Raw genomic sequence first — 24893 nt, forward strand, 5'->3', positions numbered from 1 at the left:
CAGCCCGGCCCGGTATTCGGGCGGTTGATTACGCCGTCCCGCTTGCGGGACGGCGTTTCTATATGCGGTTGGTCGGCAACACCGCGAGGGCGGGGCGCTATCATTCCGCGCCATGTCTTCCTCTTCCCCTCCTGCCAGCTTGGAACCTCGTCTACGTGAAGCGCGCCGGGCGCTCGATAATGTTTCTACCCGGGATTTCGGTCGCCTGCTGGGGCGCTGGCGTGGATTGTTGCGAGAGCCAAGTGCCGCGAAATTCGACGCGCTGATGGTGGATATCGAGGCGTCGGCAGCCAGGCGCCAGGTACGCGCAACAGCCAAGCCCGCGGTGATGCTGGACGAATCGCTGCCGATCACCGCGCGCGCCGACGAAATCGTCGAACTGATCCGCAAGCACCAGGTGGTGGTGATCGCCGGCGAGACCGGTTCGGGCAAGACCACCCAGCTGCCCAAGCTGTGCCTGGCGGCCGGGCGCGGCGAGGCCGGCATGATCGGCTGCACCCAGCCGCGCCGGCTGGCCGCGCGCTCGGTCGCCAACCGTGTGGCCGAGGAACTGGGCACCGGTATCGGCGACCAGGTCGGCTTCCAGGTGCGCTTCAGCGACAAGGTCTCCGAGCGCACGCTGGTGAAGTTCATGACCGACGGCATCCTGCTGGCCGAGACGCAGGGCGATCCGTGGCTGTCGAACTACGACACGCTGATCATCGACGAGGCGCACGAGCGCAGCCTCAACATCGACTTCCTGCTCGGCTACCTCAAGCGGCTGGCGATCAAGCGGCCGGAGCTGAAGATCATCGTCACCTCGGCGACGATCGACACGGCACGTTTCGCCGAGCATTTCGACGGTGCGCCGGTGGTCTCGGTGGAGGGGCGCGCGTATCCAGTGGAGGTGCGCTGGCGCCCGGTCGATGGTGATGCTGTGGGAGTGGTTTCAGCCGCGACAGGTGGCCGTGCTGATGGAAGCGAATCGCGACTGAAGTCGCTCCCACAGCGAAGCGGGCGCGGCGATATCCAGCAGGGCAGCGCCGAGCACATCGCCCACGTCATCGACGAAATCATCGCCGACCGCAGCCTCGGCGGCGGCCCGGGCGACGTGCTGGTGTTCCTGCCGGGCGAGCGCGAGATCCGCGATGCGCATCTGCTGCTGTCGCGCCGGCAATACCGCGAGACCGAGATCCTGCCGCTGTACGCGCGGCTGTCGGCCATCGACCAGGACCGGGTGTTCAAGCCCGGTCCGAAGCGCCGCGTGGTGCTGGCCACCAACGTGGCCGAGACCTCGCTCACCGTGCCGCGCATCCGCTACGTGGTGGACACCGGCACGGCGCGGGTGAAGCGCTACAGTCAGCGCAGCCAGCTCGAGCGGCTGCACGTGGAGCCGATCTCGCAGGCCGCCGCCGACCAGCGCAAGGGCCGTTGCGGACGCATCGGTCCGGGCATCTGCTACCGCCTGTACGACGAGACGGAGTTCGCCGCGCGCGCCGCCTATACCGATCCGGAACTGCTGCGCTCCTCGCTGGCCAACGTGATCCTGCGCATGCTGGCGCTGAAGCTGGGCGAGGTGGACGAGTTCCCGTTCCTTGAGGCGCCCGATCCGCGCGTGATCGCCGACGGCTATCGCCGGCTGGCGGAGATCTCGGCGATCGACGACAAACGCACGCTCACCGCGATCGGCCGTGACCTCGCGCGCCTGCCGATCGACGTGCAACTGGCACGCATGCTGGTGGAGGCGCGCCGGCTCGGCTGCCTGCGCGAGCTGCTGACGGTAGTGTCCTTCCTCAGCATCCAGGATCCGCGCGAGCGCCCGGCCGACGCGCGCGGGCAGGCCGACGCGGCGCACGCGGTGTTCGCCGATCCGAAGTCCGATTTTCTCGGCGTGCTCAACCTGTGGCGCGCCTATCACGCGGCCAGCGAGGAGCTGACCCAGTCCAAGCTGCGCGACTGGTGTTCGCGGCATTTCCTCTCCTTCCTGCGCATGCGCGAGTGCCGCGAGCTGCACCGGCAGTTGCTGCTGGTGGTGGATGAGCTGGGCTGGAAGCTCGATGCCGGCGATCCCGCTCCTGCGACGCCGTCGGTGGCGACAACTGCGGTGAAAGGATCAACCTCACCTAAGACCCGTGTCGAAGCCGGAAAGACTCCCTCTCCCCTGGCGCAGCCGGGGGAGAGGGCCGGGGTGAGGGGGCGCGCTTCGCGCAGCGAAGCGCCGGGTTCCCGACGCGTGAGGAGCGATCGTCCCGAGCCCAAGTCCTCTATTTCACTCATCTCCTCGGCGGGGAGCGAAGGAGAAGGCGAAGGCTTGAATGAAAAAGCCGCTATCCGCCTCTTCGAGTCCATCCACCGCAGCCTGCTGGCCGGCCTGCCGACCCAAGTCGGCCGCAAGGACGAGAAGGGCGTGTTCCGCTCCACGCGCGAGCGCAAGTTCCAGGTCTTCCCCGGCTCGGCGCTGGCCAAGCTGCCGCCGAACTGGGTGTTCGCCGCGCAGATCCTCGATGTCGGCGGCAAGGTGTGGGGCATGATGTGCGCCCGCGTCGAGCCGCAGTGGATCGAGGAGCAGGCCGCGCATCTGGTGAAGTCCAGTTGCCGCGAACCGCACTGGTCGAAAAAGCGTGGCTGCGTGGTGGCCTACGAGCAGGTGAGCCTGTTCGGGCTGAACCTGGTGGAGCGGCGCGCGGTGACGTTCCAGCAGCAGGATCCCGCGCTGGCGCACCAGATCTTCCTGCGCGAAGCACTGGCGCGCGGCGACATCGAGGCGAAGGTGGATTTTCTGCGCGCCAACCAGCGCGTGCTGGAGGACGCGCGCGGCATCGAAGCCAAGCAGCGCCGCGAAGGCCTGATCCGCCACGAGGATGAACTGGTCGCTTTCTTCGAGGGCAAGCTGCCGGAGGACATCGCCAGCAGCCGCGCGCTGGAGGCGTGGTATCGCAAGGCCCGCCCGGCCGAGCAGGCGGCGCTGCGCTGGTCGATCGACGACGTGATGGTCGGCGGTGCGGGACTCGACCCGAAGGCGTTCCCGGCAGCCATGGACATCGGCCCGCAGCGCTACCGGCTGGAATACCGCTTCGTACCCGGCGACGAGGCCGACGGCGTCACCCTGCACCTGCCGCTGGCGATGCTCAACGCGCTGCCCACCGCGCGCTGCGAATGGCTGGTGCCTGGACTTCTCGGCGAGAAGGTGGCCGAGCTGATCCGCGGCCTGCCCAAGGCGCTGCGCCGCAACTTCGTGCCGGCACCGGATTTCGCGCGCGCCTTCGTCGAGGCCGAGGCACCGCGCGACGAGCCGCTGGCCAGGGCGCTGGCCGCCTTCCTCAAGCGTGCGACGGGCGTCGAGGTAACCGCCGCGGAGTTTGCCGCCGTGGAGCTGCCTGCGCACTTCTCCATGCGCTATCGCCTGCATGACGACAGCGGCCGCACGCTGGCCGCCTCGCGCGATCTCGCCGCGCTGCGCGGCCAGTGGGAGGGCCAGGCGCGCGAGGCGTTCTCGCGCAAGACCGACGTCGAGCTGATGCGCGAGGACGTCGCCACGTGGGATTTCGACGAGATCCCGCCCGAGGTGCGCTCGGCAGGCGGCCTGCTGGCCTTCCCGGCGTTGGTAGACCTGGGTGAGACGGTGGCGCTGCGCGTGTTCGAGCGTCGCGACGAGGCCGCCGACGCGCATCGCGACGGCGTGGTGCGGCTGCTGCGCAACGCGCTGGCCAGCGACATGAAGCAGGCGCGCCGGCGCCTGCCGATCGCCAACGCGCTGTCGCTGAAGTACGCGCCGCTGGGCAGCATCGACGGCCTGCGCGAGGATCTGGTCGAGGGCGGCTTCGCCGACCTGCTCGAGCGTCACCCGCTCGACGTGCGCACCGCCGGCACCTTCGAGGCGCTGCGCACGCAGGCGGCGCGCGAGCTGTTCGGTGCGGCGATCGAGCGGCTCAAGCGGGTCGAGCCGGTCATCGAGGCGCAGGCCGACCTGAAGCCGTGGCTGGAGCCGCCGCTGATCGGCTTCGCCCGCGCCAGCTACGACGACCTGCACGAACAACTCGACGCGCTGCTGGCCCCCGGCTTCGCCCGCACGTTCACGGTGGAACGGCTCGGCCACCTGCCGCGGTACCTGAAGGCCATGCGCCTGCGCGCCGAGCGCCTGCGCCAGGACCCGGCCAAGGATCAGCAGCGCATGTTGCAGGTGCTGCCGTACTGGCGCGGCTTCCTAAACCACCGCGCCGAAGGGCGCGATGGGCTGGAGGAACTGCGTTGGCTGATCGAGGAGTGGCGCGTGTCGCTGTTCGCGCAGGAGCTGAAGACCGCCGAGCCGGTGTCGGCCAAGCGGCTGGCGCGGGCGCTGGAAGCGGTGGAGTCCGTCTGAGCGGGGCCTACTTCACCCGCTCGACGTGCACGCTGCCGTTGCACCCGTCCACGTACATCAGCCAGCCGCCAAACAGGCTGGGCTTGACCTTCACCGCCGGAGCCGAGGCGCTGCCGCAGGCCGGCTGGTCCGAGCCGACCTGCTTCCACTGCTGGCCGTTGTCCAGGGTCATCAGGTTGTGGCCGCTCCAGCCGTCGAAGTGGCCGACCAGGTGCGTCTCGATGGCCGCGCGCTTTTCCTTGTCCGTGTAGAACACCGGCTGGCCGTTGCTGGTCACCATCTTGGTGCGCGTCGTCGGGTGGGCCGCAAGCCACGCATCGAGGTGGGCCAGTTCGTCGGCGGAGAGCTTGTCGAGACCCGCTGTGTGGAAGTCGGCCGCGCTCATACGGTCGCGCAGCGGGGTGGTCTGGTCGGGCGACGCGGCCAATGCAGCGACCGGCAGGGCGAGCAGGGCGGAGAACAAGGGGGCAAGGCGCATGACGGGCTCCAGCGGAACAGGGGGGGAAGGCCTTCGGTAAAGGCAAGGATGCATAGAATGGGACAAGTTCCCGAGGCGAGTCGATGATTCCTGCAGCCACTCCCGCTCCCGGCGGGCTGACGCGTTGGCGCGTTGCCCATCCGGATGCCGGCCCCGTCATCGGCGCGGCGATCGATGCCTGCGCCTCCGCGCCGGTCGACCAGGCCGAGTGCGCCGACGTGCTGGACTTGCTGGTGATGCTCGACTGCGACGCCGCCACCCGGGCCGCGGCGCTGTGGTTCGCGCTGGCGCAGGCGGCGCCGGAGGTTTACGAGGCAGACCAGGCTGCACTGCCGGCTGACGTGCGGCGGCTGGTCGACGGCCAGCAGGCCGCAGAGAAAGTGTGGACGTTGCATGCGCAGCCGGGTGGTACCGCCAGTTCGGAAGGGTTGCGCCGGCTGTTGCTGGCGATCATCCGCGACGTGCGCGTGGTGTTCGTGCTGCTGGCGCGCCAGCTCGCCCGCATGCGCGCGGCGATGGCGCTGGATGAAGAGATGCGCGTCCGGCTGGCCCGGCTCACCCGTGACATCCATGCGCCGCTGGCCAATCGCCTGGGTATCTGGCAGCTGAAGTGGGAGCTGGAGGACCTGGCCTTCCGCTACCTCGAGCCCGACACCTACCGTCGCATCGCCACGCTGCTGGACGAGCGGCGTGAGGACCGCGAGCAGTTCATCCGCGAGTCGCTGGCCGAGCTGCGCCGCTCGCTGGAGGCGGCCGGCATCCGCGCCGACCTGGCCGGGCGGCCGAAGCACATCTACTCGATCTGGAAGAAGATGCAGCGCAAGTCGCTGGCCTTCTCCGACCTCTACGACATCCGCGCCGTGCGCATCCTGGTCGGCAGCGTGGCCGACTGCTACGCCGCGCTGGGCGTGGTGCACGCGCTGTGGCCTTATCTGCCCGGCGAGTTCGACGACTACGTGGCGCGGCCCAAGGCCAACGGCTACCGCTCGCTGCACACCGCGGTGATCGGCCCGCATGGCAAGACGCTGGAGGTGCAGATCCGTACCCACGAGATGCATCGTGCCAACGAACTGGGTGTGGCAGCGCACTGGCGCTACAAGGAAGGTGGCGGCGCCGACGCCGAATTCGAGGCGAAGATCGCCTGGATGCGCAAGCTGCTGGAGCCGCGCGCCGATGGCGAGGGCGGCGAGCTGGCTGCCGGGCTGCAGACCGAACTGGTCGAGGACCGCGTCTACCTGCTCACGCCCAAGGGCGAGGTGTTCGACCTGCCGCACGGCGCCACCGTGCTGGATTTCGCCTACCACGTGCACACCGAGGTCGGGCACCGCTGCCGCGGGGCCAAGGTCAACGGGCGCATCGTGCCGCTGACCTACCAGCCGCGCAGCGGCGACCGGGTGGAGATCCTCACCACCAAGGTCGGCGAGCCCAGCCGCGACTGGCTGTCGCCGCACCACGGCTACCTCAATACCGCGCGGGCGCGCGAGAAGGTGCGTGCCTGGTTCCGCCGCATCGCACACGACGCCAACCTCGCCGCCGGTCGCGCCATGCTCGAGCGCGAGCTCAAGCGCCTGGCGCTGCCGAGTGCCGATCTCGCTGCGCTGCCGGCGCAGTTCCACCTCAAGACCCACGACGAACTGCTGATCGCGCTCGCGCTGGGCGAAGTGGCGCCGGGACAGATCGCCCGCCTGCTGCAGGAGGCGGCGCATCCGCCGGAGCCGGTGTCGGCTTCGCCCGCGCCTACGCCACCGAAGGTGCCGACGATCGACCATGGCGCGCTGACCATCGAAGGTATCGGCAACCTGCTCACCGTGCTGGCGCGCTGCTGCCAGCCGCTGCCGGGCGATCCGGTGCGCGGCTTCGTCACCCGCGGTCGCGGGGTGTCGGTGCATCGCGCCGATTGTCCGGCACTGGCGCGGCTGGCCCGGCGCGATCCGGAGCGGGTGATCGAGGTGAGCTGGGGGCGGGTGCCGGCGCAGGCCTATCAGGTCGACATCGAACTGCACGGCTACGACCGCAAGGGCCTGCAGAAGGACGTCACCGCAGTGATCAGCAACGCCAACATCCCGATCATCGCCTCGTCCAGCCGCATGTTCGTGCGCACCGGCGAGGTGGAGATGCGCTTCACCCTGCGGGTGCGCGACTACGAGCAGCTCTCGCACCTGCTGGCGAAGCTGGTGGCGTTGTCCAATGTGGTGGATGCGCGTCGGGTCGGCGCCCGCTGAGCCGGCTGGCAGTTGAATGGCCGTCCGAACCCGGGCGGCCCGGCCGGGGTCGGATGCTAAGCTTCGGCGGTTATCGACCTGGCGACTCACGATGAGCGGACGCAACGACCCGCGCGGCCCGCAAGGGCGCACCGAACCTACCCTGGGCAATCTCGACGATCTGGATCGTCCGGCACCCGCACCGCCGGCTCCGGACGATGGCCTGCCCCGGGTGGACGTGGAAGCGCCGCCGCATCGCGCCGCGTCGGCTTCGTCGCGTGCGCGACGCCAGCCCGAAGCGGAACCGGAGCAATCGCCCGCCCGCAAGCGCGGCTGGCTGGTTCCGCTGGCCCTGCTCGTGGTGGTGGGGCTGGCGACGGTGGCCTGGCTCAACCAGGACACGCTGCGCGGCATGGTGCCGCGCACCAGCTTCAACGACGTGCTCTCGCGCGCCAATGCCGCGCTGCAGGCCGGGCATCTTGACGGTACCGACGGCACCAGCGCACGCGAACTGTTCCAGGCCGCGCGCGCGCTCGAGCCGGACAACGACCGCGCGCTCGATGGCCTGCGTGCCGTCGGCCAGGCCGAGCTGGCCCAGGGCCAGAAGCAGCTCGGTGCCGGCGACCTCGATGCCGCCACGCAGTCCGCTTCGGCCGCGCGCGAACTGCTCGGCGGTGGCACCGATGTCGACCAGCTCGACCGCGCGATCGCCCTGGCGCGCCTCACCCACATGCATGCCTCGGACCTGGTCGAACGGGCGCGCGAGGCCCTGGCGCAGGGCAAATTGGACGGCCCCGACGGCGCCGCCGCGCTGTTCACGCAGGTGCTCGCCGCCGACCCCGGCAACGCGGTGGCCTCGCACGGCCTGGACCAGGTCGGTAGCGCCTACGCCGATCTTGCACGCAAGGCGCTGGATGCCGGCGACGCGGCCACCGCCGGAACGGCGATCGACAAGCTCGCCTCGCTGCTGCCGCGCTACGGCGACCTGCCGTCGCTGCGCGCACAGCAGGCCCAGGTGCAGCGTGCCCACGACGATGCGGTGAACCAGGCGGTGACCCAGGGCATGGAAGCGTTGCGCGCCGGTCGCATCAGCGGCTCCGGCGACGACACCGCGCTGGCGTATTTCCAGAAGGCACTGACGCTCGACCCGAACAACCCTGCTGCCCAGTCGGGACTGGGCAAGGTGGTGCAGGCGCTCACCGTGCAGGCCAACGCGGCGATCGACAGCGGCGACGACGCCCAGGCCAGGGCTCTCCTCGACCAGGCCCAGGTACTGGCGCCGAAGTCCGCCGACCTGGCTGCCGCCCGGGCACGATTGGGTCAGGCAGCCCCGGCCGCGGCCGGATCGTCGGCCCCGGCTACGCAAACCGGTGCTGCGCCGACCGGCGCCGCCGGTGGAACAGCCAGCGCCTCTCCGGCGGCGCCGGCGAAAGACGACGCGTCCGGCGCACTGCTGCAGCCCAGCCTGACCCCGGCACAACAGGCCCAGGTCAGCTCGCTGGTGCAGCAGGCGAAAGAGGCCGCGCAGCGGGGCGACATCATGCTGCCGCCGGGCCAGAGCGCCTACGACCTGTACCGCAGCGCGCTGGCCATCGACGGCAACGACAAGGCCGCGCGCGATGGCCTGCAGAACTTGCCGGCGACGGTGATCCAGCTGTTCAACCAGGCGCTGCAGGGCGGGCGTCTGGCCACGGCCGGCGACATGCTCGGCAATCTCTCCGACCTGTCGCCGGGCGATCCGAACCAGGGCCAGCTGCGCAATCGCCTCGCCGAAGCCTGGCTGGATCGCGCCGAGCAGCAGCTGGACAGCGGCGACCGTCCCGGTGCCTCGCAATCGCTGGATCGCGTGCGCAAGCTGGCGCCACAGCATCCCCGGTTGGCCGAGCTGACCGCGCGCCTGAACAACGCCGGGCAGTGATCGCATGACCCTCCTGGTGCTGGGCGCCAGCAGCCAGATCGGCCGTTTCCTGCTGCCGCGGCTGCGTGAGGCCGGGCATGCCGTGCTTGCGCTGAGCCGTCGGCCACAACCGGCGATGCTCGGCGTGCGCTGGATCGAAGGTGGCTTGCCCGAAGCGATGCCACGCGACCTGCCGCCGCTGTCCGGCATTGTCAGTTACGGGCCGCTGCTGCCGTTCGCGCAGTGGCTGGCACAGGCGCCGCTGCGTGGGTTGCCGCGCATCGTTGCCACCAGTTCGATGAGTGCGCAGACCAAGCGCGACTCCGTCGTGGCCGCCGAACGGGAGATCGCGCGACTGCTGCACGAGGGCGAGCAGACGCTGGCGGATGCATGCGCGGCGCGGGGACTGGCGTGGATGGTGCTGCGCCCGACCATCGTCTACGGCGCCGGGCTCGACCGCAGCCTGACCCCGATCGCCCGGCGCGCTGCGCGGCTGCGTCTGTTTCCGTTGCCGGCGGGGCGGGGACTCCGTCAGCCCGTGCACGCCGACGACATCGCCCTGGCGAGCATCGCTGCGCTGGACCCGTCCGCGGCCGGTGGCGTGGTCGTGCCGATCGGCGGCGGTGAACGGCTGACCGCCGCGCAGATGTTTGCCCGCGTGCGCGACAGCCTGCCAGTCGCCACCGTGCCGTTGCCGGTACCGAGCGTCGCCTTGCACTTGGCCGCGCGTCTGGCACCGAAGCTGCGCGGTCCGTTGGGACGCCTAGACGAGGACCTGGTGGCCGACAACACGGCGCTGCTGCGTCTGCTCGGCGTGCAGCCGCGGCCGTTCCGGCCGGACGCCGGCTGCTGGGGACCAGCGCGCTGATCCGCCCGCGGATCGCCTGCGTCGTGCCCGCATCCTGCCCCGCCCGCGCGGCGGGCATTCATATTTGCGCCGGGGGTGAGGGCCTATCATCGACCCCGTTTTCCCCGGGAATTCCTCGCGTTGGCCTTTGTGACCCGACTGCAATCCTTCGTCCGCACCGCCTGGCCGTGGGTGCGTATTCCGTTCTGGATCGGGGTGGGCCTGTTCTTCGGCTTCCTGCTGCCTTACACGCTGGTGCTCAACAAGCGTGTGCAGGACCGTTTCAACGATCTGGTGTTCGCGGTGCCCACGCGGGTGTTCGCGCGCCCGTTGCAACTCGAGGCCGGCGAGCCGATGACGCCGGCGGCGCTGGAGCTGGAGCTGACCTTCGCCGGCTACAGCGATGACGGCAAGGGCGAGTTGCCCGGACGGTGGGGCAAACACGGCGTGCGCTACACGATCTCCTCGCGCGGCTATGCCGGCCCGGACGGGGGCGAGTTGCCCAAGCGTATCGTGGTCACGATGGGGCGGGGCGTGGTCGCCTCGGTGCTCGACGCGGGTAGCGGCAAGCCGCTGAAGGAAGCTCACCTCGACCCGGCACGCATCGCCACCGTGTACGGCGCACAGCAGGAGGAACGCCGCATCGTGCACCTGGCCGACGTGCCGCCGCTGCTGGTGTCCGGCCTGCAGGCGGTCGAGGACCGCGACTTCAAGCACCACATCGGTATCGACTTCACCGCGATCCTGCGTGCGGCTTTCGCCAACCTGCGCGCCGGCCACACCGTGCAGGGCGGTTCGACGCTGACCCAGCAGCTGGTGCGCAACCTGTTCCTGGACCGCAACCAGAACTTCACCCGCAAGTTCAACGAGGCGATCCTCTCGCTGCTGATCGAGGCGCACTATCCGAAGTCGCGCATCCTCGAGGCCTACATCAACGAGGTGTTCCTCGGCCAGCAGGGCAGCCAGGCCGTGCACGGTTTCGCGGCGGCGGCGGAGTTCTACTTCGGCCGGCGGCTGGAGGAGCTTCGGCCGCAGGAGATCGCCTTGCTGGTCGGCATGGTCAAGGGGCCGAGCTACTACGATCCGCGGCGCTATCCCGAGCATGCGCTGGCACGCCGCAACTTGGTGCTGGAGCAGTTCGCCAAGACCGGCCTGATGACCGCCGCGCAGGCCAAGGCGGCCGAGGCCGCGCCATTGGGCATCGCCGACAACGCGCAGCTGCCGCACAACCGCTTCCCGGCCTTCATGGACCTGGTGCGCCGGCAGATCCGGGCCGACTTCGACGATGACACCCTTCGTGCGGGCAACCTGTCGATTTTCACTACGCTCGATCCGGCCGCGCAGCTGTACGCGGAGAAGGCGGTGACGGACGCGGTGAAGTCGCTGGGCAAGCGCGGCAATGCGGTGCAGGCTGCCGGAGTGGTGACCGATGCGCACACCGGCAGCGTGCTGGCGGTGATCGGCAGCAAGACGCCTGGCGATCCCGGCTTCAATCGGGCGATGGACGCGCAGCGCCCGGTCGGCTCTACCATCAAGCCGTTCGTCTATCTGGTCGCGCTGACCGATCCGGCGCACTGGAACCTCGGCACGCTGCTGGACGACAGCCCGGTCAGCATGCGCCAGCCGGACGGTTCGATGTGGGAGCCGCACAACGATGACAACCAGAGCCACGGCATGTTGCCGATGGTCGACGCGCTGGCGCATTCCTGGAACCTGGCGACGATCCACCTCGGGCTCGAGGTCGGCCTGCCGCGGATCCAGGCGTTCCTGGAGTCGTTCGGCTTCAAGGACATCAACCCCAGTCCCTCGCTGCTGATCGGTGCGCAGGACATGGCGCCGCTGCAACTGGCGCAGCTCTATGAATACCTCGCCTCCGACGGTCACGCGCTGCCGCTGCTGGCGGTGCGCGGCGTGGTCGACGGTAACGGCCGCACCATCAAGCGCTACGAGGTGCAGGAAGGCCCCGGCGAGTACCAGCCGGCGGTGCGCCTGATCACCTGGGCGATGCAGCAGGTGGCGGTGTTCGGCACGGCGCACTCGATCGGCGACTCCGGGCTGGCCTGGCTGAATGCCGCCGGCAAGACCGGCACCAGCAACGATACCCGCGACAGCTGGTTCGCCGGCTTCACCGGCGACCGTCTGGCCGTGTTCTGGATGGGCCGCGACGACAACAAGCCGACCGGGCTGTTCGGCGCCACCGGCGGCCTGCGCATCTGGCGCAACCTGTTCGCGCGGCTGCCGACCCGGCCGCTGTCGGCCGAGCCCGGTCCCGGCCTGGAGATGACCTGGATCAATCCCGCCGACGGCAAGCGCACCGATCCGCAATGCAATGGCGCGCGCCAGCTGCCGGTGGTCGCCGGCAGCCTGCCACCGGATACCGACAGCTGCTTCTGGCAGCGAGTCGGCAATTTCTTCGGCGTCGGCGACAACAACAATTCGCCGGCGCGGCCCGCGCCGACTCCCACCCACTAAGCCCCAGCCATGTCCGCGTATCGCATTCACCGTATCCTCCCCGTCGCCGCCGCCGTGTTGCTGGCCGGCTGCTTCGCCGACAACCCGCCCGCACCGCCGTCGCCGCCACCGCCCTCGCCGCAGGCGATGGTCGATGCGATCCACGCCGCCGGTGAGCGCGAGCAGTCGGTGATCGACGTCAGTCCGCTGCGCGATCCGGGCGTAGCTTCGCTGCAGGACGCCGCACAGGCCGACGAACGTGCCGGCGATTTCAAGAATGCTGCCGGCAAGCTCGACCAGGCCCTGCGGCTCAGCCCCGAGTCGCCGGACCTGCTGCAGGATCGCGCTGAGCTGGCGGTGCGTCTGCAGGATTTCCCGGTGGCCGAAAAGCTGGCGCAGAAATCGTGGTCGCTGGGTCCGAAGCTGGGTCCGCTGTGCGCGCGCAACTGGCAGACCGTGGTGGAGGTCCGCCTGCATGCCCGCGACAACGCCGGTGCTGCCCATGCGCAGCAGCAGGTGCAGGCGTGCCACAAGCCCGGCATCAACCGCTTCTGAACCGGATCAGGCGTGGTGGGGGTTCCACGCGGCCAATGCCGGCCAGCCGAGCATCAGCACGATCACCCCGGCGAAGCTGATCCGGTCGGCACGGCGGGCGCCCGCCGGGAAAGCGTCCCAGCGTGATCGCCAGCAGGGCTGCGCGGCCAAGCTGGAAAAGCACGCTTTCCCACAGCGCGTCGCGGACCAGGAACCACACGACCCCAGCCGTCCATCCCAGATCGGCATCGCTCCTTCGGGCCGATGGAATCGTAGCGTTCGCGTGCTCGCCGTGCCGCAACCCCTCCGCCATACTTGGCGGATGATCGATCCCGATGACGCCGCGCCCGACGACGTCGGTGCGCTGCTCGGCGCCGACGGTCCATTCGCCCGCGAGCTGCCCAACTTTGCTCCCCGTGCTGCGCAGCAGGACATGGCGCGGACCATCGCGCATGCCATCGCCGAGCGCGAGACGCTGATCGCCGAGGCCGGCACCGGCACCGGCAAGACCTACGCCTATCTCGTGCCGGCGCTGCTGTCCGGCGCACGGGTAATCGTCTCCACCGGCACCAAGGCGCTGCAGGACCAGCTGTTCTTCCGCGACCTGCCGCGGGTGCGCTCGGTGCTCGGCAGCCGTCTGAAGACGGCCCTGCTGAAAGGCCGCGCCAACTACCTGTGCCTGTACCGGCTGGACCAGACCGTGCGCGACGGCGGCAGCCTCGCCCCGGCGCAGGCGCACCAGCTGGCGGCGATCCGCACCTGGTCGGCGCGCACCCGTCACGGCGACCGCATGGAGCTGGCCGAAGTGCCGGAAGAGTCGCCGCTGTGGCCGCGCGTCACCTCCACGCCGGAGAACTGCCTGGGCGTGGAGTGCGCGTTCTACGACGACTGCCACGTGGTGAAGGCACGGCGCGAGGCGCAGGAGGCGGACGTGGTGGTGGTCAATCACCATCTGTTGTTCGCCGACCTCGCGCTCAAGCAGGAAGGCTTCGGCGAGATCCTGCCCGGCGCGCAGGCCTTCATCCTCGACGAGGCGCACCAGGTGCCGGAGCTGGCCGGCCAGTTCTTTTCGCAGAGCGTGAGCGCGCGCCAGCTGTCGGAGTTGGCGCAGGACGCGCTGGCCGAATGCAGCGGCATCACCGGTGCCATCGGCCTGCTGCTGGAGCCGGTCGAAGCGCTGCAGGACGCGCTGAAGCAGCTGCGCGCGGCGATGGAATCACTGCCGATGCGCGGCCCGTTCGCCGAGCTGGACAGCCGCGCCGCCGTGCGCGATGGGTTGCATGACGTGGCCGAGCTGGTCGCCGCGCTGTCCGATCAACTCGCCTCGCAGGCCGAGCGATCGCGCGGCTTCGCCAACGTGTACGAGCGCTCGCTGACCTTGAGCGAGCGGCTGGAGCGCATCGTCGAAGGCCAGGCCGGCGAGGCGCGCGGTATCGACGTGCGCTGGTACGAACTGTTCCCGCGTGGCTTCGCCATCCACGCCACACCGCTGGATCTGGCCGCGCCTCTGCGCGCGATGCGCGAGCGCACCCAGGCGGCGTGGATCTACACCTCGGCCACGCTGTCGGTCGGCGGCGAGTTCGGTCACTTCGCGCGCCAGCTCGGGCTGGAGGATCCGCAGACGCTGAGCCTGGAGAGTCCGTTCGACTATGCGCGCCAGGCGCTGTGCTATCTGCCGCCGGGGCTGCCCGATCCGGCCGCGCGCGACTACACCGACAAGGTGATCGAAGCGGTGCTGCCGGTGCTCGAGGCCTCCAACGGCCGCGCCTTCGTGCTGTTCACCTCGCATCGCGCGCTGCGCCGCGCCGCCGAGCTGCTGCGTACGCGCGTGCCCTGGCCGCTGTTCGTGCAGGGCGAGGCGCCACGGCACCGGCTGCTGGAGGAGTTCCGCGCCAGCGGCCACGGCGTGCTGCTGGGCGCGGCGAGTTTCTGGGAAGGCGTGGATGTGGCCGGCGAGGCGCTGAGCGTGGTGGTGATCGACAAGCTGCCGTTCGCCGCGCCCGACGATCCCGTGCTGCAAGCCCGGCTGGAAGCGCTGGAGCAGGCCGGCATCAATCCGTTCATGGCATGGCAGGTGCCCAGCGCGGCGATTGCGCTGAAGCAGGGTGCGGGCCGGCTGATCCGCGACGTGTACGATCGCGGCGTGCTGGTGCTGTGCGATCCGCGATTGATGAGCAAGGGCTACGGCAAGCTGTTCCTGGCCAGCCTGCCGCCGATGCCACGCACGCGCGAGCTGGGCGACGTGCGGGCGTTCTTCGCGGTGCCGGGCGAGGACGGCTAGGCGCCGTCATTGTCGCGAACGCGGAAGGCGCTTATTCACGACGACACCGGTCCTCCGCCATGCCTTTTGCGAAAAGGCCAAATGGATTCCCGCGTTCGCGGGAATGACGGCGAGGAAGTGGCGACTGTCCTGGGTGCCGCGGCAGAGACCGGGCGCGAATGACATCGGCGCCTGAGGCGCCATCGCGACGTGCTGCTGCCAGCGACCGCCCGAGCAACCTTCTCGTGCTCCTGCGCGCTCGCGCGCCGCTTGGCTATCATCCGGGCTTCCAACGGGGAGGGAGGCCTATGGCCAAGGTCACTGGTTTGGGTGGGGTGTTTTTCCGGGCGCGCGACCCTAAGGCGCTAGCGCAGTGGTACGCCACGCATCTCGGGCTGGTGGTGGACCCTTCATACGGCGGGGTGCGCTTCGAGGAGGATGCGGCGCGGCCGGGCTTTACCTTGTGGACGCCGTTCGCGCAGGACACGGGTTATTTCGGCGATCCGGCACAGCCGTTCATGCTGAACTTCCGCGTGGACGATCTCGATGCGCTGCTGGCCCAGCTGCGCGCGGCCGGCGTCTGGGTAGACGAGCAGCGCGAGGGCGGCGAGTACGGCCGCTTCGGCTGGATTCGCGATCCGGAAGGCCATCGCGTCGAGTTGTGGCAGCCGCCGGGGTAAGCTCGGGCGTCGCATGCGGCTGCCTTGCGGGCGGTCGCGTCGGCACTTGGTGCGGTGCAAGGTACATACGTATTCAGGTCGAGCCGGCGCCGGTGGCGTCGCAGAATCGGCGGGACTTCAACATCAGGGGTGGAACACACGATGGCAATCACTGAGACCTCGGCGGACGCCGAACAACACGCCACCTTGCGCGTGGTGGTGATCGCGGCGGCGGCCGCGCTGGGCGGCTTCCTGTTCGGTTTCGACACGGCGGTGATCAACGGCGCGGTGGATGCGATCCGCGGCGCGTTCGGCCTGAACGCGGGGGAGATCGGCATCACCGTCTCGTGCGCGCTGCTCGGTTCGGCCGCCGGTGCCTGGTACGCCGGTTCGCTGGCCGACCGCTTCGGTCGCGTGCGCACGATGCAGGTGGCGGCGCTGCTGCTGGCGATCAGCGCGCTCGGCTCGGGCCTCGCCTTCGGCGTGTGGGACCTGATCCTGTGGCGCGTGGTGGGCGGCCTCGGCGTCGGTGTGGCCTCGGTGATCGCGCCGACCTACATCGCCGAGGTCTCGCCGGCGGCCGTGCGCGGCCGACTCGGCTCGATGCAGCAGCTGGCGATCGTGCTGGGCATCTTCGTGGCATTGCTCAGCGATGCGTGGCTGGCCGGCACGGCCGGCGGCGCGGCCAACACGCTGGCGTTCGGGCTGGCGGCGTGGCGCTGGATGTTCCTGATCGCGGTGATCCCCGCGCTGATCTACGGCGGCCTGGTGCTCGGCGTGCCCGAATCGCCGCGCCACCTGGTGGCCAAGGGCAAGCTGGCCGATGCCAAGAACGTGCTGCGCCAGGTGCTCGGCATGAGCAGCGACAGCGCGCTGGACAAGAAGGTGGGCGACATCGCGCACAGCCTGAAGATGGAATACCGTCCGCGCCTGCGCGACCTGCGTGGTCCGGCCGCCGGGCTGTTGCCGGTGGTGTGGGTGGGCATTCTGCTGTCGGTGTTCCAGCAGTTCGTGGGCATCAACGTGATCTTCTACTACTCGTCCACGCTGTGGCATTCGGTGGGCTTCAGCGAGGCCGACTCGTTCACCATCACCGTGGCCACCTCGGTGGTGAACGTGCTGGTGACCCTGGTGGCTATCGCGCTGGTCGACAAGATCGGCCGCAAGCCGCTGCTGGTGGTCGGCTCGGCCGGCATGGCGCTGACCCTGGGCGTGATGGCCTGGTGCTTCTCGCAGGCCACCGGCACCGGGGCCGACCTGGTGCTGCCGCACTCGGTGGGCCCGGTGGCGCTGGTGGCAGCCAACGCCTATGTGGTGTTCTTCGGCCTGAGTTGGGGCCCGATGGTGTGGGTGCTCCTGGGCGAGATGTTCCCCAACCGCATTCGCGCGATTGCGCTGGCGGTGGCGGCCTCGGCGCAGTGGCTGGCCAACTTCGTGATCAGCTCGACCTTCCCGGCGCTGGCGCAGATCGGCCTGACCTTCGCCTACGGCCTGTACGCGGCGTTCGCGCTGATCTCGCTGTTCTTCGTGCTCTCGGCCGTGCGCGAGACCAAGGGCATGGAGCTGGAAGACATGCGGGGCTGAGCTTCTGCACGGTTTGCTTCGCAAGGGCCGCCTTCGGGCGGCCCTTTGTTTTGGATAGCGCACGCGAGCTGCCCGCAGACAGTCTCCTCCCCGCCACGGACTGCCCCGGTCGCGCCCGGTCGGGCTGCTGCCATGCAGGCTTTCCGGGAGGGACGGATCATGCGTGGATGGACACAGACGGTCACCGCCAGGGTGGCCGGGATCGGCTTGCTGGCGCTGGTGATGCTGATTCCGCTGGCGCAGGTGCGCGGACTGGTCGCCGAGCGCGAGCAGATGCGCGACCAGGCGGCGGCACAGGTGGCGCAGGGTTGGGGCGGACGGCAGGTGCTGGGCGGACTGGTGCTGGCCGTGCCGTTGCGGATCCCGGCGGAACAGGACAGCAGCGGCCAACCGCGCTGGCGCGGCGGCACCGATATCGTGCTGCCCGACGAGGCGCAAATCGTTTCCACCCTGCGGGTCGACGTGCGCCAGTACGGCATCTACCGGGTGCCGGCATTCGCCTCCACGGTGAAGCTGGCCGGGCGCTTCACGGCGGAGGATCTGGCGCAGTTCCGCCGCGAGGCCGGCGGTACCTGGCAGGGGCAGCAGGCCGAGCTGCAGCTGCCGCTCGGCGATCTGCGCGGCCTGCAGGGCGTAGACGACCTGAAGATCAACGGCCTGCCGGCACGCTTCCGTTCCTCCGCCCGGCATCTGGGTGGGCTGGCCAGTGTGGTGATCCCGCTCGATCTCGATGCGCTGGGCGACCAGCCGATCACCTTCTCGATGACCCTGCACCTGGCCGGCACCGGCTCGATGGCCTGGCTGCCGCTGGCGCGCACCACCGACGTGCACATCAAGGCACCTTGGCCGGATCCGAGTTTCACCGGCGCGGCGCTGCCGATGGAGCGTGCGGTCACGGCCGATGGCTTCGACGCGCACTGGCGGGTGCTCGATCTCAACCGCAGCTTCGGCCAGCACTGGCGCGAGGGCGACGCCCGTGTCGATGCCGCCCTGCGCGATGCCGCGTTCGGCGTGCAGCTGTATCAGCCGGTGGACGTCTATCAGCGCAACCTGCGTGCCGGGAAGTACGGCGTGCTGTTCATCGGGGCCACCTTCCTGGCGTTCTTCCTGGTCGAGGTGTTGCGGCGGCTGCGCGTGCACCCGGTGCAGTACCTGATGGTCGGTGCCGCGCTGGCGACGTTCTACGTGGTGCTGCTGGCGCTGTCCGAGCAGATCGCTTTCGCCGCGGCTTATGCGGTGGCTGCGCTCAGCGTGGTGGGCATCGTCGGTGGCTACGCCGCGGCGGTGCTGCGCGCACGGCGGGCGGGCTTGATCCTCGGCGCGGCGCTGGCGCTGGTCTACGCGATCCTCTACGGCCTGATCGCGGCCGAACAGTACGCGCTGCTGATCGGCTCGTTCGTACTGCTGGCGGCGGTGGCGCTGACCATGTACCTGACCCGCCGGATCGACTGGTACGCCGCCACCCCCGCTATCATGGAGCGCTCATGAACCTGCTCGCCCTCGAAACCTCCACCGAATCCTGTTCCGTCGCGCTGGTGCACGGCGACAGCCTGATCGCACGCAGCGAGCTGGCACCGCGTCGGCATGCCGAACTGGTGCTGCCGATGGCCGACGCCCTGCTGGCCGAGGCCGGCCTCGGCCGCCACGCGCTCGATGCCATCGCGGTTGGTCGCGGGCCGGGCGCATTCACCGGCGTGCGGCTGGGCATCTCGCTGGCGCAGGGCATGGCGTTGGCGCTGGACCGGCCGGTGATCACCGTGTCCTCGCTGGCGGCACTCGCGCTGGAAGCCCCGGAAGACGACGGCGATGCGGCGATTCTTGCCGTGATCGATGCGCGCATGGGCGAGGTCTACGCCGCCTGCTACCGCCGCGATGGTCGTGGCGGCCTCGAGCCGCTGGATGAAGAGCGTGTCACCACGGCCGACGCGCTGGTCTTGCCGGATGCCGATGCGTGGCAACTGGTCGGCAGCGGCTGGACCACGTATCACGCGGCGATCGCCGATCGTCTGGCCGGCAAGCGGCTGGTATCCGCGGGAGGTGCGCATTATCCCCAGGCGGTCCACGTGGCGCGGTTGGCCGTGCGGGAGGCCGTGCTCGGTCATCTGCTGCCGCCCGAGCAGGCCCTGCCGGTCTACCTGCGCGACAAGGTCGCGCTGACCCTGGTAGAGCAGGGGCGGGCGTAGGGCCCGCCGCGTGCCGCACATGGCGGATGACGCCGTGCCGCGAGATGACGAGCCGCTCGCCGGCTGGCTGGACCGGATCGAACGGGACGCCCGGCTGACCGAGCCCGCCCGCTGGCGCGAGCGCGACGAGGTGCTCGACCAGCTCGACGGGTGGCGGACCGTGGTCGACGCATCGGGCGATCGCACGCTGCCGCAACGGTTCGATGTGCTGGAGGCACGGCTGCAGGCGGTCGACCATGCGCTGCACGGGGCGCTGCGCGAGTCGATACGGAGCGGTGGCGGACATGACACGCTGCTCGGCCTGGTTCGCGCCGGTGCGGTGTCGGGTGCCGGCCAGGCGCCATCCAGCGACCGCTACGACGCCCTCGACGCGTTCATCGGCGGGGTGCTCGACCTCGCCCCCGGCGAAACGGACCTGCAGCCGCTGGGGACGGACATGGTGTTCTACCAGCCGACGCCCGCACGGCACATCTTCGACGCGCTCGACCAGCTGCGACTCGGCCCCGGCGACGTATTGATGGATCTGGGGGCCGGCCTGGGGCATGTGCCCCTGCTGGCGGCGATCTGCACGTCGGCGCGCTGCATCGGTATCGAATGGCAGGCGGCCTATGTGGTGGCCGCCCGGGCCCGGGCCGCCGATCTCGGGCTGGTCCGTGCCGCCTTCGTGCAGGGCGATCTCTGCGAGGCGGACCTTGGCGAAGGTACCGTGTTCTACCTCTACACCCCGGTCTCGGGTACGTTGCTGCGCCGGGTACTCGATCGCCTGCGCGGGGAAGCGGAGCGTCGCCCGATCCGCCTTTGCACGCTCGGACCCTGCACGGAGGTGGTGGCGGGCGAAGCCTGGCTGCGCGCCGACGGGCCGTGCGATCGGCACCGGCCCGTCGTATTCCGCAGCCGCTAGCCGGGGATCAGAGCTGGCCCATCACCAGCTGCACGGCGAGGCTGCTCACCGCCACGGCCGCCCACACGCCGAGGCCGAGCAGGATCGGGCGCACGCCGGTCGACGCCATGCGGCGCAGGTTGGCCGACAGGCCCACGGCGGTCAGCGCGACCACGATCAGGAACTCGGCGGCCTCGTGCAGCGGGGCCTGCAGCGCTGCCGGTACGAAGCCGGCCGAGCGCACGGCCGAGGCGACCAGGAACCACAGGATGAACCAGGGGAAGATACGCGACAGCTTGAAATCGCTGCCGCCGCGGCGCTTCTCGCGCACCGCCACGGCGATCGCCAGCGCGATGCACACCGGGATGATCAGGGTGGCGCGGGTCAGCTTGACGATGGTGGCGAAGTCGCCAGCCGTGCGGCTGTAGCTGTAGCCGGCGGCGACCACCGACGAGGTGTCGTTGATCGCCGTGCCAGCCCACATGCCGAAGCCGAGGTCGGACAGGTGCAGCAGATGGCCGAGCAACGGGAACAGCAGCACCGCGACCAGGTTGAACAGGAAGATGGTGGAGATCGCGAACGCGGTGTCGTGCTCGTCCGGGCGCAGGATCGGCGTCACCGCGGCGATCGCCGAGCCGCCGCAGATCGCGGTACCCACGCCGATCAGGATCTTCAGGTCGTCGTGCACGCGCAGCCAGCGGCCGAGCGCCCAGGCGGCGACGAACGCCACGCTCATCGTCACCAGGGTCACCGACAGCGACTGCAGTCCGGTCTTGGCCACCTGGTCCAGGCTGAGGCCGAAGCCGAGGGCGATGATCGACCACTGCAGCACCTGCTTGGAGGCGAACAGGATGCCCGGCCGCACCCGCGTCGGCAGACTGATGACATTGGCGACGACGATGCCCAGCACGATGCCGATCACCGGCCCGCCGACGAGGCGGAAATGCTGGCCGAGCAGGTAGGCCGCGATGGCGATCACCAGCGTGAGCACGAGGCCCGGCAGGCGTTCGAGCAGGGAGGGGGAGGCGGCGTTGGCCGGCGCGGTGGCGGCGGGCGAGTGGGAGGTGGTCACGGTGAGGCTCCAATGTCGATGGCGCCATGATCCTCCGGCATCGTATTCAGAAAAACTTCGAATAACTTACTTGGTGTATAAGGTTTCCTGATGATTAACATCAGCCCGCGCCAGTTGCAGGTGTTCGTCCATGTCGCCACGCTCGGCAGCGTGCGTGCGGCGGCCGGATACCTGCACCTGACCCAGCCGGCCGCGAGCATGGCCCTGCGCGACATGGAGCATCAGCTCGGCGCACCGGTGTTCGATCGCGAGCGGGGGCGCCTGCATCTCAACCCTCGTGGCCGGGAGCTGCTGCCGCTGGCGCAGGAACTGCTCGAACGCTACGCCGAGTTCGGGCGCCACGGTGCCGGCGATGCGGTGCTGGGGGGGGAGCTGCGCGTGGGCACCAGCAACACGGTCGGCAACTACCGGGTGGGCGAGTTGCTGGGGCGCTTCGTCGAAGCGCACCCGCAGGTGACGATCCGCCTGCGCGTGGCCAACACCGAAGCGATCGCTGCGGCGATGCTCGATCACGCGCTCGATGTGGGATGCGTGGAAGGGCCGGTGACGCATCCGCAACTGGAGGTGCGCCCCTGGCGCACCGATACCCTGGTGGTCTGCGCCCGTCCGGATCATCCACTGGCAGGGCGCCGGCGGCTGGCCGCTGCGCATTTCGCCGGTGCGCGTTGGGTGCTCCGCGAGCCCGGTTCGGCCACGCGCGCGCTCAGCGAAAGGGCGCTGGGCCAGTTGCCGGGCGGACTGACCGTGCTGGAGCTCGATCAGATCGAGGCGATCAAGCAGGCGGTGGTCGCCGGGCTGGGCATCGCCTGCCTGCCGGCAATGGCAGTGACCGATGCGGTGGCCGCCGGGCGCCTGAAGGTGCTGCACACGCCGTTCCTCGACCTGACCCGGCAGCTGTCGATCCTGCTGCACCGACAGAAATATCGTGGTGCAGCGATGGAGGCGTTCCTGCGGACGCTCTGAACGCCGGGTCGTTCAGGCCGGCACGGTCGCTAGTGATGCGTCGATCGAGGCCAGCAGGGCTTCCACCTGCTCGTGGGTGTGCGCGCGGATCAGCTTCGGCGCCATGCGCCGCAGCGTGCCGTGGTCCAGTTCGCCGAGGCGGTCGCGGACCAGCAGCAACTGGCTGGGATGCATGCTGAACTCGCACAGGCCCAGCGCCAGCAGCAATGCGGTGAAGTTCACGTCGCCACCGATCTCGCCGCACAGGCTGACCGGCTTGCGCACGCGGCGGCCGGCGCTGATGACATGGCAGATCAGCCGCAGCAGGGCCGGATTGAGCGGGTTGTAGACGTTCTCCAGCGCGTCGTTGCCGCGATCGGCGGCGAGCACGTACTGGGCCAGGTCGTTGGTGCCGATGGCGAGGAAGTCGGCGTGCTCGAGCAGCGCGCGCACGTTGATCGCCGCGGCGGGCACTTCGATCATCGCTCCCAGCGGCAATTTCTCCGGCAGGTCGACGCCTTCCTGCTTGAGCTCCTGGCGGGCCAGCTTGAACAGCGTGCGCACGGCGATGATCTCGTCCGGCTGGGTGATCATCGGCACCAACACGCGCATCGGCCCGTAGCAGGCGGCGCGCAGGATCGCGCGGATCTGCGTGGTGAACACTGCCGGATGGCGCAGCGACAGCCGCACGCCGCGCACGCCGAGCGCCGGGTTGTCCTCGCCGCGCAGCGCGATGCCGGCGGCGTCGGCCTTGTCCGCGCCCAGGTCCAGCGTGCGGATCGTCACCGGCAGGCCGCCCATGCCGATGACCAGGTCGCGGTAGGCGACGAACTGTTCCTCCTCGCTGGGCAGGCCCTTGTGACGCAGGAACAGGAATTCGGTGCGGTACAGGCCCACGCCGTCGGCGCCACGAGCGCGCGCCATGGCCACATCGGCGGCGGATTCCGCGTTGGCCAGCAGCCGGACGTCGATACCGTCGCGCGTGCGCGAGGGTGCGTTGGCCAGCTTGGCCAGGCGCCGGCCCTCCTGCGCCGCCTCGCGCTGCCAGGCGCGGTAACGGGCCAGGTCCTGCGCGGTGGGATGGACGATCGCCTCGCCCTGCTCGGCGTCGAGCAGGATCAGGTCGTCGTCGTGGATGCTCGACAGCGCGTCGCGCGTGCCCACCAGCATCGGCAGGTCGAGGCTGCGGGCGAGAATCGCGCTGTGCGAATAGGGGCTGCCGGAACTCGCCACCACACCGAGCAGGCCATGGCCGGCCAGGTGCGCCATGTCGCCCGGGGCGATGGTGTCGGCCACCAGGATTTCGCCGACGCGGGCGGCCAGCTTGCGCTCCTCGGCGCTGGTCTGGCGTTGCAGCGCGGAGATCACCCGGTTGATGACCTGGTCGACGTCTTCCCGCCGGCTGCGCAGGTAGGGGTCGTCCATCGCCTCGAACACCGCGGCGATGCGGTCGCGCTGCTTCTTCAGCGCGGCGCCCGCACGGTAGTGGCCGATCCGGATCATGTCGTCCAGCCCGCGCAGCAGTTCGGGGTCGTCCAGCAGCAGGGTGTGCGCATCGATGAATTCGTTCACCTCGCGCGCCAATGCTCCATGCAGCTTGGTGCGCAGGTCGCGCAGCTCCTGGCGGGCGGTCTCCAGCGCCAGATGCAGGCGGTCGAGCTCCGCCTCCACCTCGTCCTCGCCCAGCGGGCGGTTGTCCACCGCATAGCGGCTGGGTTGCACCAGTCGCGCACGCCCCAGGCACATGCCCCGGGCGGCGATGGTGCCCGGCAGACTCTGCCTCATGCCTGGTTCCCTCCCTGGGTGGGCTGGTCCATGACAGCTTCGATCCGTGACACGCGCGTGGCAGCCCGGCCAACGATATGTTGACGGGCTTGCACTGTGCATGTGGTACGGGGTCGAGGCATATCAGCCGCCTTCGTCGAATTTGCGGTCGAACAGGTCGATGACGGCATCGAGGGCCTGCTGCTCGTCCGGCCCCTCGGTGCGCACGGTGAGCGTCGTGCCGATACCGGCGGCGAGCATCATCACGCCCATGATGCTCTGCGCGTTGATCTCGCGTCCCTTGCTGATCAGCCAGACAGTCGACTTGAAGCCCTGCACCAGCTGAACCAGCTTCGCCGAGGCGCGGGCGTGCAGGCCCAGCCGGTTGGATACCACGATTTCTTTCTCAAGCATGGTCGATGAATATTCCTCCGCGGCCACCGCTGGCGGCGATTTCCACCAGTTCGTCCAGCGGCCTGTCCGCATAGTTGAGCACGCGCAGCAGCATCGGCAGGTTCAGCCCCGATACGCAGCGAAGATGGACCCCGAGCGAGGCCAGCGAAAGTCCGATGTTGCAGGGCGTGGCACCGTAAAGGTCGGCAAGCACGAGCACGCCGTCGCCCTCGTCGAGTGCGCGGGCATGACGGGCGGTGAGCGAGCGCATGACGTCCGTATCGGCATCCGCAGGGATTTCCACGGCGTCCACCTTGAGCGGCAACCTGGGCATGACGTGCCGGGCCGCGGAAATCAGCGCATGGCCGACCGCCTCGTGCGTCATCAGCAGGATGCCCACGCTCATCGC

Annotated in this window: 18 protein-coding genes; 13 read left to right on the forward strand and 5 right to left on the reverse strand. The window is 69.8% G+C overall.

The genetic code is table 11. The features are described 5' to 3' along the window. Positions 1-112: 112 nt before the first annotated feature. The gene (hrpA, locus tag NC595_RS06080; RefSeq protein WP_253565382.1) at positions 113-4339 is read left to right on the forward strand and encodes an ATP-dependent RNA helicase HrpA; all 4227 of its coding nucleotides are present in this window, start codon (positions 113-115) and stop codon (positions 4337-4339) included. A gap of 7 nt (positions 4340-4346) precedes the next feature. Here hrpA and NC595_RS06085 read toward each other — a convergent pair whose 3' ends face one another. Then, positions 4347-4817, reverse strand: coding sequence for a hypothetical protein (locus NC595_RS06085; RefSeq protein WP_253565383.1), 471 nt, complete (start codon positions 4815-4817; stop codon positions 4347-4349). Between the two features lie 83 nt (positions 4818-4900). On the opposite strand from NC595_RS06085, the gene NC595_RS06090 reads away from it, so the two are divergent. From NC595_RS06090 to NC595_RS20435, 11 genes are all read left to right on the forward strand, one after another. After that, on the forward strand, positions 4901-7039 hold the full coding sequence (locus NC595_RS06090; RefSeq protein WP_253565384.1) for a RelA/SpoT family protein: 2139 nt from the start codon (positions 4901-4903) through the stop codon (positions 7037-7039). Positions 7040-7130: 91 nt separating this feature from the next. Continuing rightward, a complete protein-coding gene (locus NC595_RS06095; protein ID WP_253565385.1) occupies positions 7131-8936 on the forward strand; it encodes a tetratricopeptide repeat protein in 1806 nt (601 codons plus the stop codon). A 4-nt stretch (positions 8937-8940) separates the two neighbouring features. Further along, positions 8941-9783: an SDR family oxidoreductase gene (locus NC595_RS06100; protein ID WP_253565386.1), complete on the forward strand. Its 843-nt coding sequence runs from the start codon at positions 8941-8943 to the stop codon at positions 9781-9783. 120 nt (positions 9784-9903) lie between these two features. Then, on the forward strand, positions 9904-12234 hold the full coding sequence (gene mrcB, locus NC595_RS06105; protein WP_253565387.1) for a penicillin-binding protein 1B: 2331 nt from the start codon (positions 9904-9906) through the stop codon (positions 12232-12234). Positions 12235-12243: 9 nt separating this feature from the next. Continuing rightward, on the forward strand, positions 12244-12768 hold the full coding sequence (locus NC595_RS06110; protein WP_253565388.1) for a tetratricopeptide repeat protein: 525 nt from the start codon (positions 12244-12246) through the stop codon (positions 12766-12768). A 301-nt stretch (positions 12769-13069) separates the two neighbouring features. Next, positions 13070-15028, forward strand: a complete 1959-nt coding sequence (yoaA, locus tag NC595_RS06115; RefSeq protein WP_253565389.1) for a DNA repair helicase YoaA — start codon at positions 13070-13072, stop codon at positions 15026-15028. Between the two features lie 287 nt (positions 15029-15315). Continuing rightward, positions 15316-15687, forward strand: coding sequence for a VOC family protein (locus NC595_RS06120; protein ID WP_253565390.1), 372 nt, complete (start codon positions 15316-15318; stop codon positions 15685-15687). Between the two features lie 141 nt (positions 15688-15828). Beyond that, positions 15829-17250, forward strand: a complete 1422-nt coding sequence (locus NC595_RS06125; protein WP_253565391.1) for a sugar porter family MFS transporter — start codon at positions 15829-15831, stop codon at positions 17248-17250. 159 nt (positions 17251-17409) lie between these two features. Then, a complete protein-coding gene (gene creD / locus NC595_RS06130) occupies positions 17410-18738 on the forward strand; it encodes a cell envelope integrity protein CreD (protein ID WP_253565392.1) in 1329 nt (442 codons plus the stop codon). Continuing rightward, positions 18735-19433 (forward strand): tRNA (adenosine(37)-N6)-threonylcarbamoyltransferase complex dimerization subunit type 1 TsaB, encoded by a 699-nt coding sequence (gene tsaB, locus NC595_RS06135; protein ID WP_253565393.1) that lies wholly within the window; start codon positions 18735-18737, stop codon positions 19431-19433. Before creD ends, tsaB begins: the two co-directional genes overlap by 4 nt. Positions 19434-19467: 34 nt before the next feature. Continuing rightward, the gene (locus tag NC595_RS20435; protein WP_253565394.1) at positions 19468-20334 is read left to right on the forward strand and encodes a hypothetical protein; all 867 of its coding nucleotides are present in this window, start codon (positions 19468-19470) and stop codon (positions 20332-20334) included. Positions 20335-20341: 7 nt separating this feature from the next. On the opposite strand, the gene NC595_RS06145 is transcribed toward NC595_RS20435, so the two are convergent. Further along, a complete protein-coding gene (locus NC595_RS06145; RefSeq protein ID WP_253565395.1) occupies positions 20342-21385 on the reverse strand; it encodes a YeiH family protein in 1044 nt (347 codons plus the stop codon). 90 nt (positions 21386-21475) lie between these two features. Between NC595_RS06145 and NC595_RS06150 the strand changes: the two genes are divergently transcribed. Beyond that, positions 21476-22348, forward strand: a complete 873-nt coding sequence (locus NC595_RS06150) for a LysR family transcriptional regulator (protein WP_253565396.1) — start codon at positions 21476-21478, stop codon at positions 22346-22348. 12 nt (positions 22349-22360) lie between these two features. Here the strand turns inward: NC595_RS06150 and ptsP are convergent, their stop codons facing one another. The 3 genes from ptsP to NC595_RS06165 all read right to left on the reverse strand — a co-directional run bounded on the left by ptsP (position 22361) and on the right by NC595_RS06165 (position 24890). Continuing rightward, positions 22361-24112 (reverse strand): phosphoenolpyruvate--protein phosphotransferase, encoded by a 1752-nt coding sequence (gene ptsP, locus NC595_RS06155; RefSeq protein ID WP_253565397.1) that lies wholly within the window; start codon positions 24110-24112, stop codon positions 22361-22363. Between the two features lie 123 nt (positions 24113-24235). Beyond that, positions 24236-24505, reverse strand: coding sequence for an HPr family phosphocarrier protein (locus NC595_RS06160; RefSeq protein WP_063674216.1), 270 nt, complete (start codon positions 24503-24505; stop codon positions 24236-24238). Next, the gene (locus NC595_RS06165) at positions 24498-24890 is read right to left on the reverse strand and encodes a PTS sugar transporter subunit IIA (protein WP_253565398.1); all 393 of its coding nucleotides are present in this window, start codon (positions 24888-24890) and stop codon (positions 24498-24500) included. The genes NC595_RS06160 and NC595_RS06165 overlap by 8 nt, the downstream gene beginning before the upstream one ends. Positions 24891-24893: the final 3 nt, after the last annotated feature.

This window comes from Dyella lutea (assembly GCF_024158035.1).
Taxonomy (GTDB): Bacteria; Pseudomonadota; Gammaproteobacteria; order Xanthomonadales; family Rhodanobacteraceae; genus Dyella_A; species Dyella_A lutea.